The sequence below is a fragment of the Halalkalicoccus tibetensis genome, assembly GCF_037996645.1.
Classification (GTDB): domain Archaea; phylum Halobacteriota; class Halobacteria; order Halobacteriales; family Halalkalicoccaceae; genus Halalkalicoccus; species Halalkalicoccus tibetensis.
Genome location: NZ_JBBMXV010000006.1, coordinates 165,741 through 183,799 on the forward strand (window position 1 = coordinate 165,741; position 18,059 = coordinate 183,799).

An 18,059-nucleotide genomic window follows, 5' to 3' on the forward strand; every position below is an offset into this window, starting at 1 on the left:
GTGCACTAGTTGGACTGCATCTATTTCCGGATGCTAATCACCGAACGGCGACAAACACACTCGAATATCTTACCGAACAAGAGCTGGGGGTGGCAACTGCTGTGGTCCAAGAGTCGATCGATCGCACTGTCCTGCAGTCGAAGTATATTCGAACGTTTCACGCTGACGTTCGTTGTAACCGACTCTGGGAACGCGATGAACTCTTTCAGCTGTGGCATCGCTACTTTACCAAAGCGTTCACGGAGACAATTGAGAGTCGACGACCGAATGACCCACCGATATCGGTACTTGACCGAATTCTAGAAGATGCACGTGAGACGCTCACTGAGCTGACGTCGGTGGAGAACTGACTGAGACACCGTGGTCGGGATTATTCGTCGGTAGCGCTACCGGAGCCGACCTGTCCCATCTTCTTGTAGAGATCGGACTTTTCCTTGCGGAGTTCACGCATCCGCTTGACTGCCTCTTCGTTCACACTAGTATATTGCAGTGTGATCATATATAATCGTTGTGAGGCACCCGGTGCTCTGGATCAGTGTGAAAGTATTCGAGTCTGTTCTAGGGCGCCGTCTACCGAATACACGATTCACGGTATTATCGCGTACGAGATCGTGTTCTTCGAGCGCTGCTATAGTCCATCATGCAGCCAAAAGTTGATAATCACCCTATACGATAAGCGGAATATGCCTCAGTGCGATAAGTGTGGTCAGCACGTAACTGCCGATTTCCACCGCGTCTTTGCTGATAATGACGGGACCCTCTCTGGCTGTCCCAGCTGTCTGAGTGCGACGGCGATCAAGAATGGGGAAGCAACTGGCCACTGAGCGCCTCAGCGATTAGTGATCACTGCAGCGAACGGAGTGAAGAGGCTAGACAGGACTGACGGCATCGACTAGGAAGGATCTCAGGCTTGTGCCCGCTCGACAGCCTCCTCGAGGTGCTGTTCGCAGGTGTATTCTGAGAGGACGTCATCAGTCAGCACGTAGTAATCGGCCTCATACTCACAATCATCGGTCACACATGGCCGTGGCGTATTTTCCTTGCCGAGTCTAAGAACGAGATCAACACCAGGCCGGTCAAGATGATCTACCATAGCTAGATGCCCTCCTGTAGGACACATAGTTCCCCGTATCCAATATGGGAATAAGTGCACAAGATGAACTATCAGAGATGCCCAGCGCCACATACAGGACTACTATCGAGTAACACTCTCATAGAGAAATACACCACCAATCACGGTTCCGATGACTCCTGCAATGAGCAGTCGGTTTCTTCCACCACTAGCCGAAATAGCGAGGGCTTGAGTAAGAAGAAAGCCACTGACTATGATAAAGAGAATACCCATCACAGCAAGCGCGATCATCTCAATCGTGGATTGATTCATAGTATTGAATTTCATGTATGTGGATCAGTTCTATGAGTACAGTCGATATGTTCTTCCTCGTGTACTCCCATCTGCGATTATAATGTTATAATGTTGTATCTTCGATATGAACAGCAACCACGGGGTCGTTGTAAGCGCAATTAGGAACGAGTGGAGAATCCGCGCTCGCTCATCATCACCGAACAATAGGTGTGCGTCGGAAGAGTTCTGATTCATAAGATGAATTTGGAATTTTGTTTCGTCGCGCGCGGTTGAGACGCGACCACAACAGCACAGCCCCGCGACCGCCCCGCAGAGGAATCCCGGGTAAAGGCTCGGCCAGAGCCCGACCGCGTACCCACCCTCCACATCACTCACGATGCTCGCTCTCGTCCACCTCCATAATGGTGGTTGACGGGTATGCCGTCTGAGGAGGAATAATGTGGATTAAATTTACTCAGTCTATACAATCGTTCTGTACTCAGAACACTGGAGATACATGAGGATTGCAAGCAATTTACTAACCCAGGCAGAAATGTTCTTGTCATGGAAGCTACGTCGACAGCTGATAGAGACACCACTATCGACCCAGCTATCGAGGTCGACGGTCTCACAAAGACGTTCGGTAGTAGTGATGACTCCGTGGTTGCAGTTGAGGATGTGTCGTTTACCATTCACCCTGGATCAGTCGTTGGAGTACTCGGTCCGAATGGAGCAGGGAAAACAACGACTATCAAGTCCATTCTCGGATTGATACGTCCTGACAAGGGAACAGTCTATATCGATGGTGTCAATATCGCCGAACGTCCACAAGAGGCGTTTAGTCGAGTTGATGCAATGCTAGAGGGGGCACGCAATGACTACTGGCGACTCACGATTCGAGAGAACCTCCGCTATTTTGCGACTATCGGTGGGGACAATCCAGACGTAGTCGCCGACAGACATGATCGGCTGCTTAACAAGCTTGACTTAGCTGAGAAAGCTGATGAGCCTGTCCGGGACCTTTCCCGAGGGATGAAACAGAAAGTGTCCTTGGCGAGCGTCCTTGCCAGTGATGTTTCAGTAGCGTTTCTCGATGAGCCGACTCTTGGATTGGACATCGAGAGTTCGCTCACACTGCGCCAAGAATTAGGACGTATTGTCGAGGATCGCGGCCTTACTGTCGTTCTTTCGAGCCACGATATGGATGTTATCGAAGACGTCTGTGATCGCGTAATCATCATGAACGACGGCCAAATCATTGTTGACAACGAGGTAGAGGAGCTACTTGAGAAGGTTGAGACACAACGATATCGTATTACCGTTCGAGAGGCCAGTCAGAAAGCGATGTCTACGCTTGATGGGCGCTACCAGATTACGAATTGTGAACGGTTTGATAAGAGGACACGTTTTGAGCTCACTGCTACCAACGAGATATTTTACCAATTGACGCGTGATCTTGAGCAGGCTGATTTGACACTCGATACTATTGAGACAATTCAACCCGATCTAGAAGAAATCTTTCTCGAAATTACCGAGGAAGACACGTCATGAGAGGCTCTTCAGCTAGCAGAAGCGCTGGGTATCGGCAGCTCACGTACGCCGTTCTCTATCGTGATTTCGTAAATTGGGTGCGATACCCGGTCAATGCGATCGGTGTAATCATGGGACAATTCGTGTTTTTCGCAATGGTGTTCTTTGGCGGGCAGGCAGTTGCCGGTCCAACGTTCTCTGATTCGATTGAGGCGCTTATTATTGGATACTTCCTGTGGACACTTTCGGGCCAGTCCTATCAGGGCGTGGTAACTATAATCACACGTGAAGCCTCCTGGGGAACTCTTGAACGACATTTTATCAGTCCCTTTGGTTTTGGACCGGTGTTGCTCGCAAAAGTTGCTGCACGGGTTCTGAGAGTGGTTGTTGTTTCATTGATTGTTCTGGTGTTAATGATGCTTCTCACATGGACGTGGTTAGACATGCACGTATTGACTGTTGTACCCATTCTCACGCTCAGTATTCTCTCAGTAATTGGTCTTGGATTCGCTATGGGGGGATTGGCGGTGCTCTACAAGCAGATCGATAGCATTACGGCTCTATTTAACTTCATATTGATTGGTCTGATCGGTGCTCCTGTTCTTAATGTGGAATGGTTACGGGCATTCCCCTTGGTTCAAGGGAGTGCGATGCTCCAAGAAGCAATAACCGATGGGATCCGCATCTGGGAATTTGATCTGGTAGCGTTGGGAATTCTTGGAGCCGTTGCTGTAGGGTATTTCGTGATTGGGTTCCTAGGATTCTACATCACCCAACGTAGGGCGCGGAATCTAGGTGTCCTTGGCGATTACTGACATTATCAGATTATGAGTATTTGAGACTCGCTTGTTACCACCAAGTAAATGATAATAAATTGAACTGCATTGAACAACCCATGGATCATTGAGGGGACAACAAGATTTTCACTATACTCATAGCTCACTCCAAGAATAACGCTCAAGAGAACATAAGTAATGAGCGTCGGAAAGAGTCCTTCACCACTGAGTGAGCCGACATGAGCAATGGAAAAGATCACGCTTGCAATAGTGATTCCAATAATAGTTCCAAAACGAATTCGAAGTAACTGCTGAATAACACCACGAAAGAGGAGCTCCTCACCAGGGCCGACAAGGAGAATCGACAATGGAACGAGTATGAGGAGGAGTTCAGGATTCTGCATGCCACGTTCAACGAGACCGTGATCAGCCGACTGAATACCAAACGCCGTCTGGACGATTTGAACTCCGACTAGCACGACAAATAGCGAGACTAACCCACTGATGATCGCAAGTAGGTCACGGAAGTCTGGTATCGATACCATGAGCAAATCCATTCCCTCATTACGAGTCAGTAGATAGAACAGTGCGACTGAACCAAAGCCAAGACCTTGGAGTGCAAGAACATTGATAACGATCAGCAGGACCGACTGTTCGAAAACGTCAACTCCGAAGACACTGAGAATACCAATGCCAACAGAGGTTAGCACTGCGCCGAGAAGGAATCCCGCAATCGCAATGAGGAGCACGGTTACAAGCGTGATAACGGAATTCTGGAGGGTCAGATTCATTGTTCGAGATCTCATTGTTAGGTAGTAAGACTACTATGCCTTTTTCGCTGTTGTTTGAACGCAACATACAATTATACGACACTCAAAGAATAAACAAACTAAATACGGAACTAGAAGAAGCAAGTCGCTACATACAGGTTGTCCAGAGAATGCCCGCCTTGAGAATCATAACAACTATGTGTAGTGGATATGACTTTTTCTCCTTCCATGAAGCAGGAACTGGGCCTACTCGCTCGAGAGATATCGTTGCCGTATTATGACGATGCTCTACCAGCACACGATAAGTTTCATGCGCAACGAGTCCATGACTTGGCAATTCGGTTAGCAAATGACCATAAGACGACTGTTGACAGAGATGTTCTTTCTGCAGCAACCTGGTTACATGATATTGGTCGACCACGAGAACGGAGGGGTCTAATTGATGATCACGACAAATGGGCTGCAAGAAAAGCTGGGCAGCTTTTAAAGGCTGAAGGAGCCACATCTGATCAAACTGAAGCCGTCAAGCACTGCATCAAAGCACACAGCATTCGGCCGAGTTCTCCAGAGCCTGAGTCCCTTGAGGCACAATTACTCTTTGATGCAGACAAGCTGGAAGCTGCTGGTGCCCGTGGTATCATTCGTCTGGCTTGCATTATTGGCGAGAGGTCGGGCAGAACAGGGGAAAAGTACGCAATAATCGATGACTCATCCGTTTCTGAATCGGCTACCTCGGATACCCCAGATATCGAGTTACTAAGAGACTGGGCAAGGGAACGCCTGGATCTCCTGTACACGCGACCAGGTCGTCGACTTGGAACATCCCGATGGAACTTTATGAACGAATTCTTCTCTCAATTTGAGAGAGAAATCGGGATAGAAGGCGAGAGATAAGTCATCCAAGTGATTGTGATTGCTACATTTGCATTTCTACAGAACGGTTGTCTCACCGATTAACGTGCCCACCTAATAGGATTTCAACAGAGCCACTCATCCCTCTTAATCGTCTTCAGGACTCATCGGAGCGCACACCTCTCGGTGTGGAACTCCGAGCGCTCTACGTCCCTGAGTCAGAGCGACCCGCGGCCGCAGTCCTCACACCGGTAGTACGCGCGCCACCTTGCTTCGGGGGCTCGAGGTGCGGGCCAGTAATGAGCGTCTCGTCATTCCAGAGGAATCCGAAATTCCCGGTGAGACCACATTCGAGATGGACCCACCGGAGACAGCTGACGTCAGTGGTGAGTGATATCCCCGAATCCTAATCCCCGCGAGAGCGGATCAGATCTCTAACGGGACACGACTCCACTCCCACGAATGTAGTTGCTCGTACGGTACGATTACTAGTGGGTACGTCCCGTGAACGGCTGGTGACGGCTTTAGCCAAGGACCCTTCTGGAAGGTTCCATTCCCGACAACGGTTGACCATGGAGATACCGCTCGCCTCTGTTAATAATTATCATACATGTTATCATTTCTGCCGATAAGAACTGCAGAAGAACCCGCTGTATGCGTATTTTCGCTGTTTTCTCTGAGTGAGAGGATCAACTCAGATGCCTATAGCACGTGAGTAGTCTCCACTTGAGTGGATCTCAAGTAGTATCCCGTTGGTGCTTGACTGGGACGGGCGGCTACAGGTCGTCTCGCTGCTGTTGCAGCGTGGATTTCGCACGTGCAACATAGGTGTTTGCTGACCAGCTACGCGCGTTGCTCATCTCGTCCAAGAATGCCTCGGCAGCATCCGCGGTGAGCATGTCGTTTCGAACGAGTGCTGTAAGAATGACCGGTGTCGTTACGAGGCGTGTATCCACCAACGATGCATGCACCAGCGCTAGTCGGTTGAACTCGTCGCAGAGCAGTTGGAGTGCATCTATCTTGTTCGCCAATGTGACTGCTGCGTTCTCTCCATCGTCAAGCGGAAACGTCTCGTCAAGTTCGACACTGCGAACATCGAACGCAGCCTGACGGTCAAGGATGGCCTGTGCTGCTTTCCCTGAGGTATCGTTATAGGAGGCCGTCTCTGTAAGTTCGTCGATGACCTGCTTGGGGAGGATAACGTCGTGTGAGTCACGTAGTAGGTCAAGTGGATTCGGAGTGGTATCCGCCACGGTTCCCAAACCAACGAGGGCAGACGTATCGGCGATGATGCGTCCCATCTATCCGTCGGCCAACTCCTCCACCACGTCGTCAACGAACGCCTCGCTCAGTTGTTGTTTCAGGAGACGAAAGTTCGCTGCCTCCTCATGACCGACGAGGGCTTTCAATTCGTCGAAGGTGATGTTGTCATCGTAGTACGCCTCCGCGATCTCCTGCTTCATCTCGTCAGAGTGGGCCGCGTCCCGCAGGTACTCCTGAAGGGCAGAGATAAGAATATCCGTCCGATCCGTCTCGAATACCGCTGCGAGGGTATCGGCCCGATCGACCAATCCTTGGGGTGCACGGAACTGAACGCGCTTTTTCTCCCCTTCGGAGCTCATGTGTGTACAGTGTGAGCGCAGCGGTAAAACACTTGCCTCGCACAGCTCACCGAGACCTGTGACATCCTCCCCGCGGTAAACGGCAGGGCTTCCCACACAGTGGGAATACCAGACAAGCTGGTAAGGTTTTAAGACTCATACGCCCCAAGCGTCATTTGCGTAGGTGCGCTCGGCTTGGGTGGTCTTTCGGCGGTGTCACTACCGCTCCCATTCCGAGGCGAGTCATAGTATTCTGATTTCCAAGGAACACTCTCTCCCCACGGGTTAACCCGTTGAGCGATGCTTGCGGCGGCACTCATATCCGCCTGGAACGTCGAAACGTGACACTCCCCGTTAGTACAACGGAACTCCGCTTGCGAAGCCCGCTTTCCGAGGTGATTGCACTCGTGACGCGTCTGCCTTGTGTAGGCGGGATTGACGTATTCGACCGGGATATCGACGTCCGTCGCTTTGTCCTCAATATTTCATCCTCTGTGGTTTCGTAGAATATCCTCGAGGTGGTCGTCACTTGAGTCCATCCACGTGCCCACCGTATCCGTTGACGTACCAGCGCTCGAAACGTAGCGGGATCGGACTCTCGCGAAACCATCCTCGTAGTATGGGAGTGAAAGCTCTCGGGCAAGGGGTCCTAATCTGGGAGGCATTACGACGAGAAAGCTTCGTGAATCGCTTAGTAATTATGAAGGTCGTGAGTCAATGAATGGTTTTTTTATCGTGTATCCCCAAAAGGAGTCTGCTGTTGTCCTGCGTCTAAACAAGGCCCTATGTCACTGTTAGGTGGTTCATGAACACCGAGGAATTTCGATGCCGAGAGTCTATATTGATCTCTTTATTTAACCGCATAATATGATCGAGAGTCAGGAGCGTAATGTACGTCGAGATGGTATACTGTTCCTTCTTGGTATTGTTGGGTTACTCGTTATCGAGACTTCAATAGCGGGATTGGAAGTCTTGACTGAAGACGGGATATTTCATCAATTTCTGCTTGGTATCTCTATCGGCGTTTTGATCTCTGGAATTATTCGAGTTGCTAACAGATCAATTATAATATTGGCCGTAGTATTGGGTTCTGCGTTAGCTTTGACAGCAGTTCTTGATCTTCTCTGAGAGATAATTCACTCTACACCAATTCCCTGTATCTACTGATTAGAGTGATCGGGCAAGGTTGTGTGAAACGGGTGACGGGGAGTTCTTGAAATTGTTTCCACCAGTACAGTGGAGGGACGACAGCGCCGTACTTGCGTTTGAGGCGGTAGACTCCTCACAGGGTCTAACGACGACCTAGCGAATGTACCCTTTTGGGAACTACTCTTCTGTGTCAGCGACAAGGGTGTGACCGTGATCAATACTGACCCATGAGAGTGTCAGCTCGGAATAGAAACTGCTGAGGTGATACTTGTCTTGATTATCGAGGACGACCTCTCAATTCAGTCTGCGATAATTGAATGTCGGCTACTCCGTTCGAAATCCAGTATACGATCGTGATATGTTTTCTACCCAGAGAGTGATTGATGTTCCTGTAAGAACAGTACGTTCGCGTGGTCCCTGTCCATCGTGGAGTTCCTCCAAAGCCTCACAAGAGCGTCGGCCCAAATTACTGGGTAAATTACTCTCTGATTAGTCTTGCTAAGGATCCCCCCTCAACGGGCGAGTGAAACGAGTGAGGAGAGAAGAAAGATAGCATCGCCATCGACTGTCTTGTTCAATAACTGTCGGAAGCTCGCGCAGCGACGATAGCTGGTAGGTGGGCGTTCGGTCGATCTCAGACCCATCACGGGAAAGGTATGCCGAATCGACGCCCGCATTGTCAGCAGCGTCGATGTCGACGGATTGGTCGCCGACGTATAGCACTCGATCAGGTTCTACATTGAGAGTGACCATTGCTGCTTCGAGGTTGTACGGGTTCGGCTTTCGGCGTTTAAATCCAGTTGGCGTGAGTGGACAACCATGAATCGTCTCGAAATGACGAGCGATCCCGAACTGCTGGAGCGTCATCGAAACGATACTTGGGTGGTTGTCGCTGACGACGCCACACGATGGTGAGAGCGAGACGAGCGCGGAGACGTCCTCGTAGGCTGACCGCATTCCTACCTTAATCTCCTTGCGCTGGGTGCGGATCGCCTCCTTTGCCGCCTGTCCACAGAACCGGTTCGTATCAATGCCGAGTTGCCGACACCGCCTTGAGATCGCCTCGAGGTTCCCCGCGAAAAAAGCTGATACCTCTTCTTTAGATGGTCGAGAGAGGTCGAAGGAATCGTATACTCGTCTAAGTGCCTCGTAAAAGGCTTCCAACGACGGTGGCTCAACAAGAACACCATCGAAGTCGAACAGGACGGCATCGTATTTCATTTATGACTGCCATCTGGAAGACAAATGAATATAAATCTGTTTCTCTCCTAACCATTCAGATGCTGGACAGGTGACATACCCCATCCTGAAGGTAAGTGGATACCGGCCGTTGATTGCAATCCAATTTACTATCTCTTGCACAGCAAGCTAAAATTCAGACTTCTTATACCGCACTATTAGCAGCTCTATTGGAACCCTACACTCACGACACACATCGATACCCACTCTCCTCCGAACTACAGCAGACCAATATTCAATGACATCACGAAACAAAAATGAGATCCATCTCGAACTCCGTGAGAATATTCACTCTCTATCACAGATCGACCCTCACTATTCTGGAGCCCACTTTCTCTCTCAAATAGCTGAACCGGTTACATACAGATCAAATAGATTCGGTGGAAAAGAGGGAAATCCGAGTCGACTGCCTACCCTAGCGTTGAAAAGGAGTCCAGTGATTAGTCCGTTGTAGTCTCGGCTGAGTCTGTTGTTGCAGGGTTGTTCTTGTCTGATCGTTCTGAAACAGGCAGTGAGTGTTGGAACTGCGTGGCAATTGCACGTGCTTTAGGCAGCTCTTGGGTTTTTAATGAATGAAGCAGAGCAAGAGCACGACGGGCACGTGTTCTCTTCCAAGAGTTTTGCCGATGTTCATAGGTTCGAATTCCCCTCAGGAAGTCCTTTTTCGAGAATTCTGGCCAGTATGGGGTAGAAAAGAATACTGCTGCCTCGTTTCCATTTGCATGCCATGGAAGGAAGTTGGAGGTACGTTCCCCACCTCCCGTTCTAATGATAAGATCCACATCTCGGATTGGTCTCTCGTAGAGTTTGTTTTCAATCATCCCAATATCAATCGCTTCTGGTCTAATATCGCCAGCTTCAACATCTTCAGCAATATTTCGCGCAGCTTTGAGAAGTTGTGAACGGCCGCCATATGCTAGTGCAATATTGAGAACAAACTGATTATAATCTTGGGTCTGAGTTGTAGTGTAAGTAATTGCATTTTGAACCCGTTCCGGAAGGCGATTAATTGCACCGATTACACGAATTTGTACTTCCTTCTCATGAACCTGTTCCGAATCAGCAAATTCGCGGAGCTTTTCACAGAGAAGGTCAAATAATGGCTCATTCTCTTTATCCGGCCGCTTGAAGTTCTCGGTCGAAAATGTATATAGAGTTAATTCTTTGATCCCTATCTGGTAACACCATTCAAGGACCTGTTCTGTTGTCTGTACACCCGCACGATGTCCTTGATGCGCCTCATCACCTTGTTGGCGAGCGTAGCGGCGATTTCCATCTTGGATTACAGCAACATGGGTGGGAGTACCTGTAACTTCCTCAGAAAGCAACCGCTCATAAATCGAATTTACTTGGTCCCAAAGCCACTTGTTCATTGAATGCTATTGGAAATGTTACGTGCTCCTCAATCACTACTGGCTGATAGCGCGTCTGTACTATCATTTCTCTGTTGAGTCTCCTCTGCAGTAAGCTCCTTATAGAAGCCGACAGAGTAGACAGCAAACACTGCTCCAAAGAGCACCGTTAGAAAAACGGTACCACTCGTTCCGAGAAGAACGGGGACGAGGTCCGGAGTTGATGCAGCACCACCTGTTGCAGCTGTTGGAAGCATGAACTGCATGAGAACACTATAGATTCCACCAATTACGGCCCCGCTTCCGAAAACCAAGATTCCATAGCCGATAGCAGCAGTAATATTAGACCGAACCACCTGAACACTCCGAGTTAGACCACCAATAGCTCCCTCGTGTTCAATAACGATCGCGTGAGCATAGAATTGAAGCGCCAAAAGAAGGCCAAGAAACGCAACGACAAATACTAGACTAGTAACGGCAATGAGACCCAATGCGAGAAGGCCATCAACCATCGTACCAACAGCAAAGAAGCCGATGAAAAAGACGATAACCACGACAATTCCAAACCCAGCACTGATAGCAAATACTATAAGATAGGCTATCAAGACAGAGATGTAATTTTTCTTCGAATGACTCCAAAACCGGCTTAGAGAGGTCTGTCTGTTTTGAGTAGCATCATCAGCCATACCTAGTGTGCCAGCGTAGAATAGGGGAGTAAGGAATAGAAAAACACCCATAAACAATAGCGAAAAGATGAGCGAAAGCATTGGGTCTAACACTTCAATGTACATTTGTGGAATCTGTAGAAGTGCAAAGAGAGCGATTGGAATAAACAGTACTGGCTGTTCTCGAAGCACTTCCGGCACGCGCCGAAGTGGGGCAATTACTGCCATATTAGATGGCTGTCAGGAGGTACTGTATAATAGAGCCCTCTTTTCAGCCATAGAAAAAAGCGTCAGCAACCGCCTCTCCTGCTAGAAAACAGAGGATCTCATATACTACCAGTTCAAATCCTAAAATAGGGAAGTGGTCTATTGCGCTCGGAGGACCATGAGTGCCAAGGAGGGTGTCAGAGGCACGGCCGCCTCAGCTGAGTCCTTAGCAGCTATATCATGATCCAGATAGTAAGTAATACTTGTCCGTATTTTCTGAAGCTGAAAATTCGTCTGTATAGTTATCTGTGTTGACTTCTCGACCGACAAAGAGCACCTCTGAGCTGCAATCCTACTCTCTTCACTGCATATACAGAGAGTAGAGAATACATCCTAGCCCTATAATCTCAGCACAGCGGCTTAGAATTGGCAGCATATATGCGAATGCAAATGAGCCTAACGAAAGGAAATCGCCAGCAATCGTAAACATCACTGACAACAAGAACGGTGCAATCGTTACCAATGCCAATCCAATTGCTAGATACAGCATTGGACGACTATTATGCCGTCGATAGCCTCGGTAAGCCTGAAAAACGATAATAAATCCCATTATCATTGCAAGAAGCGTTAATGCAAGGGTGAAAAGATACGCAGCGAGAACGGTCAATTCGCTGCTCATCGGATATCCTCCCAAATATCTGTGAAGCGATCAGCTGGATCAGGTTTCTCTTTTGTCGTCATCGTTACATTCAGGGCTCCATCTGCAAGTTCGACTGTGACTCTTTCTAAACGGGCCTCATAGATACTGTAGTGACGGCCTTCATTCTGGAATTCAGTCTGCTCAACGAGTAAGTCACATTCAAGCAACCGGTCAATCCGTCTATAGATGGTAGGAAGTGAAGCATCACAGACATCGCCGAGTGCTTTTGCGGACATCGGTTGTTCACTTGTCTTTGTGAGGATCGTTCGCGCATACTCATCGTCGAGTAGTGCGAATAGCTTCTCCGAAGGCGGATCCTCACTCACGAATATTGTATCAACTCAGATGCTAGTAAATAGACCCCTCGACTTTCCACGCCTGTAAAAACACCTTATCTTTATCAACCCCTGCCTCAGGAGTATCTATTATGGTCAGTACGCAGAACAACACAGCGCCTATAGCATTATCTTAGAAATAGCCAATAGATATCATAAACATCGTACATGTCATTAGAGCTTCTCACTGTGATTAAGGATGGTGCACGGTTAGCAGCGAGTCGCAACGGGGTGCTATTCATGGTTCTATTCGCACTATTCCAAGGATTTACCATGCTCTTAGTGCTTAGCGCAGGGTCTGTCTATATTCCAGTCAGTCCCTCCATGACAGGAGTTGAAGCGGCACCACCACCAGGCGATGAACTACCAGAAATCATCGCTGCCTTAGCTACAACGTTGACAAATCTCATTAGTGGACTATTGTTAGTTCCTGTCTATATCGTCGCAATTCGTTCGTTTGTTGGCAAGAAGCGAAGTCATATTCCGGACGACTATATTTTCCGTCGGATTGGGCGTGCTACTATCAGCGCCTATCTTGCAGGCTTCCTTATGTTATTTATCGTAGTTTGTGTCTTCGTAGCACCATTCGTTCCTCTCTACTGGATGGTTGGAACAGTTGATGGCCTTATGCTGCTTGGAGTGGTTCTTATAGCAGTCCTCTTATCAGTTATACTAACAGCCTTCGTTTGGATCTGCTTCTTGTTCATTAACCACACCATCGCTGTTGAAGATGCTGGCCCGATTAGCGCACTTCGGATGAGCTGGTCGCTCACACAGGGTCATCGAGTACGCCTTTTCATATTGGCCTTTTTCCTTGCGGTAGTACAGAGCGTTATTACGTCACCAACTGCATTGTTACCAGACCCGCTCGGATTCTTCGTTATGCTTCCCCTCACTAGCCTACTTACTATACTCTCACTCGCTATCTTCGCCCGTGCGTACGTTGCAATTCATCCAGAGAAAGGAGCTATACGGCAACGTCTTAGCACTTGAACTAGTTGTCCAGATTAGCTGAAAAGGAGTTTGTTCAGTGGATGGGATATCTCCGCCCAACGCATTTGATCAGTGGTAGGTCATTGATGTCGGGGAAGATAAAGCAAAGAACCACACGTTGGACATTCAAATACAATATTAGCTACCTGCCCTTGTCGTATTTGGTCAAGAATCGTTTGGCGACAATTCTGGCAGATGTATGTTACGTTACCGTCACCTTGGATGAATTCAGTGAGGTGCTTACTTGGAACTAGTACAGTATCGATATCGTCTCTTGTGATAGCATAGGCATCAAGTGGTTTGAGGGCATACGTTACCACACTAACCACCTCTATTACTAATTGCTATTGTGGTGCTGTTCCGTTGAGGAGTGGCAATTCTTTGCAGGGAGATTGGAGGCTGCATCATAGAAGTCAATTCGAGTCACTATCTTCAATACGAAACCTTTTGTCACGGTCAGAAAAAACCGGCCGAAATATTGCACGATAGATTATTTCAAAGTACAATGGGTGGTCAGTATCCTCAGTATTAACTTGTTGAGAAAGATTATCGAAGCATTACAGGCAAGTGCACTTATCACCGAGAAATTCTGTTTCATCCCACATGAGGGGTCTCGACAGGGACATCAGCTTTGACAGCTAAATCGAGTTTTCAAGTATTTATTATAGCTTTCGGTGATAATATCCAAATGTCTTCGCTAACTATCGCAAAATAACGAATATTTTCAGACAATAAATCAGTAATAGTCGACGAGTACCTCCTATACAATTGATTGGATTTTTATACTTTGTCACTGCTTCATACTATACACCAAAAAGAATATGTCTCTGAGCAGATATCAAATTAAAAAGTACGCATGGATGTAACTGAAGCAAGTGCAAATTGTGAAACTGTTCTCGACGAAATAGCCGATGCCATTATCTGTGATCGTGAGTTCCTCGAGACGGTTCTTATTGGTATTCTTGCCCAAGGTCATGTGTTGTTGGAGGACGTACCGGGCACTGGCAAAACACTCACCGCACGCTCCGTTGCTACTGCTCTCGGACTTTCATTTTCGCGTATTCAATTCACTCCGGATCTGCTTCCCACTGACATCACTGGTACTCATATATTCGATGAAAGTCAGCAGAGTTTCACGTTCAATGAAGGCCCTCTCTTCGCTAATCTCATCTTAGCTGATGAGATCAATCGAGCGCCACCAAAGACGCAGGCTGCATTGTTAGAAGCCATGGAGGAGGGACAAGTTTCCATAGGTGGTAAAACCCGTCAATTACCACAGCCATTTATCGTCATTGCAACACAGAACCCTGTTGAAAATAAGGGTACTTTTCCACTCCCAGAAGCCCAGATCGATCGATTTCTTGTTAAAGCCTCAATCGGATATCCTGATGAATCAGGCGAGCTCGAGATGATTCACCAACGAAACGACCGTGAACGGGTGAGTCCGTCTGTCGATACCGTCCTTGACAATAAGCGAGTTGCCACGCTACGTCAAGTACCAGAAACCATCTATGTTGATAATGATCTCATAGAGTATGTTGTCACACTCGCTCGAGAAACACGCACTGATAACCGCGTCGAAGTTGGCGTCTCACCACGTGGAACACAGCGGTTATTCGAAGCTACTCGAGCACATGCAATTCTTCGCAGCCGAAGTCACGCTGTCCCCAACGACGTTAAATGTGTCTCTCATCCAGTACTCACTCATCGTCTCGTCCTTACACCCGAGGCAACCGTAAACAACGTCACAAAAGAGCAAGTAATTGAGTCTATTCTGGATACTATGCAAGTACCGATACTCGAATAGAAACGATACTACATTTATGCCATCAAAACAAAGCATTATCAATCAAGATGTAAACCAACACAATGCTCTCTTGATCGGTACTGCTTTGCTTGCTATTTTTACACTTTCAATCTCTGCGGCTGTCCTTGATTCGGCCCCGATAACGACTCCGTATGATACTCCTGTGCAAAATGGTGACGGTCCCACTCTATCTCCGCTGGCCATCCTTTTACTGCTTCTTGATGCCATTCTTGGACTATTCGGTATCAATATTGACCCTACCGTCCCTGCAGGCGGGGCAGGATCCTGGGCTGCTTTCCTCATCATCGCTTTTGACGTCTTGCGTTCGCTTGCTTTCCCGCTTCTTGCTGTTGGCGGGGGTAGTGTACTGTTGCTACTCATTGATCGACATCTCCCACAATCAACTACTAGTTCAGTTATGGACATTCTGCGAAACAGATCCCGGACAGCAATGCCTGACTCTCAGGTGAATACGGATGATGAAAAGTGGCCGCCCACTGAGCCTGATCAAGAGGTATCCAAAGCCTGGGTAGCCATGACCACACAACTCGAAATAGACAATCCCGGTTCTCAAACGCCAGTAGAATGGGCTGAAAGTGCTATCGACGCTGGATTCGATGAGAATCATGTGAATGAAATAACAGAATTACTTCGAGAAACCCGATATAATGATAGAGGTATCACAGATGATCATCGACAGGATGCAAAACGTATACTCGAACAATTTGAGGATGACTCTAAGTGACAGATAAGATATCAATCATCCGGCAGCTGCTGGTGGTTGGGGGGTTGCTCTCGCTCACTGGTGCACTAATCGTCCTATTTAGCCCGGTAGTCGAATCGTTTCTATCCTGGCCCTGGGACGATGAAACTCTTTTAGTTGCATTTCTTACAGCGGCTATTCTGATCGCGGGGTTGCTCAGTCCACTTACTCTGCTCAACAACCCAAATCAGCGCAATCAGGCGGAGACAATACCTGAATCCATCCCGTCGTCCCCGTCCCCAGGTCACGACCTCGAATCTGTTCTGGATAGTCGATGGCCTGCCTCACTTCCAGTAGCTAGACGCAAACGGATTCAGACGCAACTCCGACAAGCAGCGATCCGAACAATCGTTCGGACAACAGGGTGTTCGACACGAACGGCTCGAGAAAAAATCAAAGAGGGAACATGGACTGATGATCCGGTAGCGATCTCATTCGTTCGCTCTAATCCGGACGCGAATACTCCGTATTTACAATTACTGAGTAAGCGAGCACGGTTCCCACGACGGGCCCGGCGAACCGCACAGGCAATCCTCCTTCGATCTGAACAGAGCGACAGAGATAATGAGCACTAAACGAATAACTCACTGGAACATTGCTCTCGTCGCTGCAGTGCTTACGAGTGGAATGGGTGTTTTTTTGGGTGAATCAACGCTGCTGCTATTGGCCATTCCCGCTGTAGTGTTCACTGTCTATTCACACGTTACACCAGCTCCAACTCCCACACTCGCCATTGAACGATCACTCTCTGAGAACAATCCATCGCATAATCAAGAGGTTGAAGTCACTGTCACACTTCAAAATACCGGTAGTCGAACACTTCCTGCCATCACTGTTCTCGATGGAGTTCCACGAATGCTGTCTCTTAAGAGTGGCACGGCTCGTCACGCAGCAGCACTTGAACCTGGCGGTGAAACGATGTTCTCCTATACCGTTCTTGCAAAACATGGCATTCATCATTTCGAGCCGGTATCCGTCGCTCTTGAAGATACCAGCGGTAGTGTACGGGTTGAGACGACGATTGTGGCGGACACAGAACTTGCCTGCCGTTCACCGATCCGAGCTACTTCTCTCAATCAGACTGCTCAGCAGCATGCTGGCTCAAGCATTTCAACAAATGGTGCGAGTGGCACGGAATTCTCGAAGATTCGTTCCTATCAACCCGGCGATCCACCGAACAGAGTCGACTGGAACCGCTATGCTCGGGATAGAGAACTGACGACAGTGGATTTTCATGAAGAGCGATCTCAATCAACTGTCATCTGTTTAGACGCCCGCGGTATCTGTTATCAATCCTCAGAAAGGGAAGAACCACATGCTGTCTGGTATGAACGTGCCGCAGCACGCGAATTACTAGCTACCTTCTCAGACATCAATGAGCTAATCGGAATATCTGTTCTTGGGACTAGTGGTTGGGTTGCTCCGAATAGGGGCACCCAACATATTGCAACAATAGGACAAGCTCTTGAGGATCCCGCTATACTCCCACTTGAGCCACCGCCTACGAACAGCCTCGAGGAGACTGCCGATTCGCAGGTTCAGACATTCCGGACACGGCTTGATCGAGGAATGGGTGTATTTTTTCTTTCACCGCTTCTTGATGAGCTTCCGGTTGAAACAGTTCGAACGCTTCAGGCGGATGGTCATTCAGTAACGGTACTGTCTCCAGATGTAACAGCATCCGGTACACTGGGAGCGAAGATCTCCCGACTTCAACGAGCCAACCGCATTGCTACTCTTCGACGAGCAGATATTTCAGTTGTCGATTGGGGGCCTGAGAAGCCTCTTGAGACCGTGGTGAAAGAGGGGTTTCAAAAATGAACAATGCCGCGAGAAACCCCATTGATTCGGTACCTGCAACCAGCAGTGCGAGCATAGCGTTTGGTACCCTACTTGGTGCGTGTTTTATTGGTTTGAGTGGTCCAATTCAGACTGTCGCACTTGTTCTGGAGGCGATAGGCCTCATACTGTTTAT

General features: G+C 48.4%; 19 protein-coding genes and 1 pseudogene. 10 read left to right on the forward strand and 10 right to left on the reverse strand.

Translation table 11 applies throughout. The features are described from left to right. Positions 1–683 precede the first annotated feature (683 nt). A complete protein-coding gene (locus WOA58_RS19220; protein WP_461782296.1) occupies positions 684–824 on the forward strand; it encodes a DUF7563 family protein in 141 nt (46 codons plus the stop codon). Positions 825–904: 80 nt separating this feature from the next. Here WOA58_RS19220 and WOA58_RS17240 read toward each other — a convergent pair whose 3' ends face one another. Next, entirely contained in the window at positions 905–1,093 is a 189-nt protein-coding gene (locus tag WOA58_RS17240; RefSeq protein ID WP_340605527.1) for a hypothetical protein, read from the reverse strand. Positions 1,094–1,909: 816 nt separating this feature from the next. On the opposite strand from WOA58_RS17240, the gene WOA58_RS17245 reads away from it, so the two are divergent. Together WOA58_RS17245 and WOA58_RS17250 are read left to right on the forward strand one after the other, a co-directional pair. Next, the gene (locus tag WOA58_RS17245; protein ID WP_340605528.1) at positions 1,910–2,896 is read left to right on the forward strand and encodes an ABC transporter ATP-binding protein; all 987 of its coding nucleotides are present in this window, start codon (positions 1,910–1,912) and stop codon (positions 2,894–2,896) included. Positions 2,897–3,006: 110 nt separating this feature from the next. After that, positions 3,007–3,690, forward strand: coding sequence for an ABC transporter permease (locus tag WOA58_RS17250; protein WP_340605529.1), 684 nt, complete (start codon positions 3,007–3,009; stop codon positions 3,688–3,690). Positions 3,691–3,695: 5 nt separating this feature from the next. Here WOA58_RS17250 and WOA58_RS17255 read toward each other — a convergent pair whose 3' ends face one another. Beyond that, positions 3,696–4,442, reverse strand: a complete 747-nt coding sequence (locus WOA58_RS17255; RefSeq protein WP_340605530.1) for a CPBP family intramembrane glutamic endopeptidase — start codon at positions 4,440–4,442, stop codon at positions 3,696–3,698. Positions 4,443–4,649: 207 nt separating this feature from the next. On the opposite strand from WOA58_RS17255, the gene WOA58_RS17260 reads away from it, so the two are divergent. Beyond that, positions 4,650–5,315 carry an HD domain-containing protein gene (locus WOA58_RS17260; RefSeq protein ID WP_340605531.1) on the forward strand — a complete coding sequence of 222 codons (666 nt, stop codon included), beginning with the start codon at positions 4,650–4,652 and terminating at the stop codon, positions 5,313–5,315. Between the two features lie 734 nt (positions 5,316–6,049). Here WOA58_RS17260 and WOA58_RS17265 read toward each other — a convergent pair. From WOA58_RS17265 to WOA58_RS17275, 3 genes and pseudogenes are all read right to left on the reverse strand, one after another. Further along, a complete protein-coding gene (locus WOA58_RS17265; RefSeq protein ID WP_340605532.1) occupies positions 6,050–6,574 on the reverse strand; it encodes a hypothetical protein in 525 nt (174 codons plus the stop codon). Continuing rightward, a complete protein-coding gene (locus WOA58_RS17270; RefSeq protein WP_340605533.1) occupies positions 6,575–6,895 on the reverse strand; it encodes a hypothetical protein in 321 nt (106 codons plus the stop codon). A 128-nt stretch (positions 6,896–7,023) separates the two neighbouring features. Continuing rightward, positions 7,024–7,356, reverse strand: a pseudogene (locus WOA58_RS17275) (zinc ribbon domain-containing protein); the annotation flags it as partial. A 385-nt stretch (positions 7,357–7,741) separates the two neighbouring features. Between WOA58_RS17275 and WOA58_RS17280 the strand changes: the two are divergent. Continuing rightward, the gene (locus WOA58_RS17280; RefSeq protein WP_340605534.1) at positions 7,742–8,002 is read left to right on the forward strand and encodes a hypothetical protein; all 261 of its coding nucleotides are present in this window, start codon (positions 7,742–7,744) and stop codon (positions 8,000–8,002) included. A gap of 519 nt (positions 8,003–8,521) precedes the next feature. Here the strand turns inward: WOA58_RS17280 and WOA58_RS17285 are convergent. The 5 genes from WOA58_RS17285 to WOA58_RS17305 form a co-directional block, all read right to left on the reverse strand. Then, positions 8,522–9,244: an HAD family hydrolase gene (locus WOA58_RS17285; RefSeq protein WP_340605535.1), complete on the reverse strand. Its 723-nt coding sequence runs from the start codon at positions 9,242–9,244 to the stop codon at positions 8,522–8,524. A 458-nt stretch (positions 9,245–9,702) separates the two neighbouring features. Continuing rightward, the gene (gene uppS / locus WOA58_RS17290; RefSeq protein ID WP_340605536.1) at positions 9,703–10,635 is read right to left on the reverse strand and encodes a polyprenyl diphosphate synthase; all 933 of its coding nucleotides are present in this window, start codon (positions 10,633–10,635) and stop codon (positions 9,703–9,705) included. Between the two features lie 29 nt (positions 10,636–10,664). After that, positions 10,665–11,507: a DUF7847 domain-containing protein gene (locus WOA58_RS17295; protein ID WP_340605537.1), complete on the reverse strand. Its 843-nt coding sequence runs from the start codon at positions 11,505–11,507 to the stop codon at positions 10,665–10,667. A 340-nt stretch (positions 11,508–11,847) separates the two neighbouring features. Continuing rightward, positions 11,848–12,165, reverse strand: a complete 318-nt coding sequence (locus WOA58_RS17300; RefSeq protein ID WP_340605538.1) for a DUF7521 family protein — start codon at positions 12,163–12,165, stop codon at positions 11,848–11,850. Further along, complete coding sequence (locus tag WOA58_RS17305; RefSeq protein ID WP_340605539.1) at positions 12,162–12,512, reverse strand: winged helix-turn-helix domain-containing protein; 351 nt, start codon at positions 12,510–12,512, stop codon at positions 12,162–12,164. Before WOA58_RS17305 ends, WOA58_RS17300 begins: the two co-directional genes overlap by 4 nt. Before the next feature lie 177 nt (positions 12,513–12,689). On the opposite strand from WOA58_RS17305, the gene WOA58_RS17310 reads away from it, so the two are divergent. The 5 genes from WOA58_RS17310 to WOA58_RS17325 all read left to right on the forward strand — a co-directional run bounded on the left by WOA58_RS17310 (position 12,690) and on the right by WOA58_RS17325 (position 17,905). Next, positions 12,690–13,514 carry a hypothetical protein gene (locus WOA58_RS17310; protein WP_340605540.1) on the forward strand — a complete coding sequence of 275 codons (825 nt, stop codon included), beginning with the start codon at positions 12,690–12,692 and terminating at the stop codon, positions 13,512–13,514. Positions 13,515–14,370: 856 nt separating this feature from the next. Next, positions 14,371–15,321, forward strand: coding sequence for an AAA family ATPase (locus tag WOA58_RS17315; protein WP_340605541.1), 951 nt, complete (start codon positions 14,371–14,373; stop codon positions 15,319–15,321). A 16-nt stretch (positions 15,322–15,337) separates the two neighbouring features. Further along, positions 15,338–16,066, forward strand: a complete 729-nt coding sequence (locus WOA58_RS17320) for a DUF4129 domain-containing protein (protein ID WP_340605542.1) — start codon at positions 15,338–15,340, stop codon at positions 16,064–16,066. Between the two features lie 32 nt (positions 16,067–16,098). Continuing rightward, positions 16,099–16,659 (forward strand): DUF7269 family protein, encoded by a 561-nt coding sequence (locus tag WOA58_RS19225; RefSeq protein WP_461782298.1) that lies wholly within the window; start codon positions 16,099–16,101, stop codon positions 16,657–16,659. Continuing rightward, positions 16,649–17,905, forward strand: a complete 1,257-nt coding sequence (locus tag WOA58_RS17325) for a DUF58 domain-containing protein (RefSeq protein WP_340605543.1) — start codon at positions 16,649–16,651, stop codon at positions 17,903–17,905. Before WOA58_RS19225 ends, WOA58_RS17325 begins: the two co-directional genes overlap by 11 nt. The last annotated feature ends 154 nt before the right edge of the window (positions 17,906–18,059 follow it).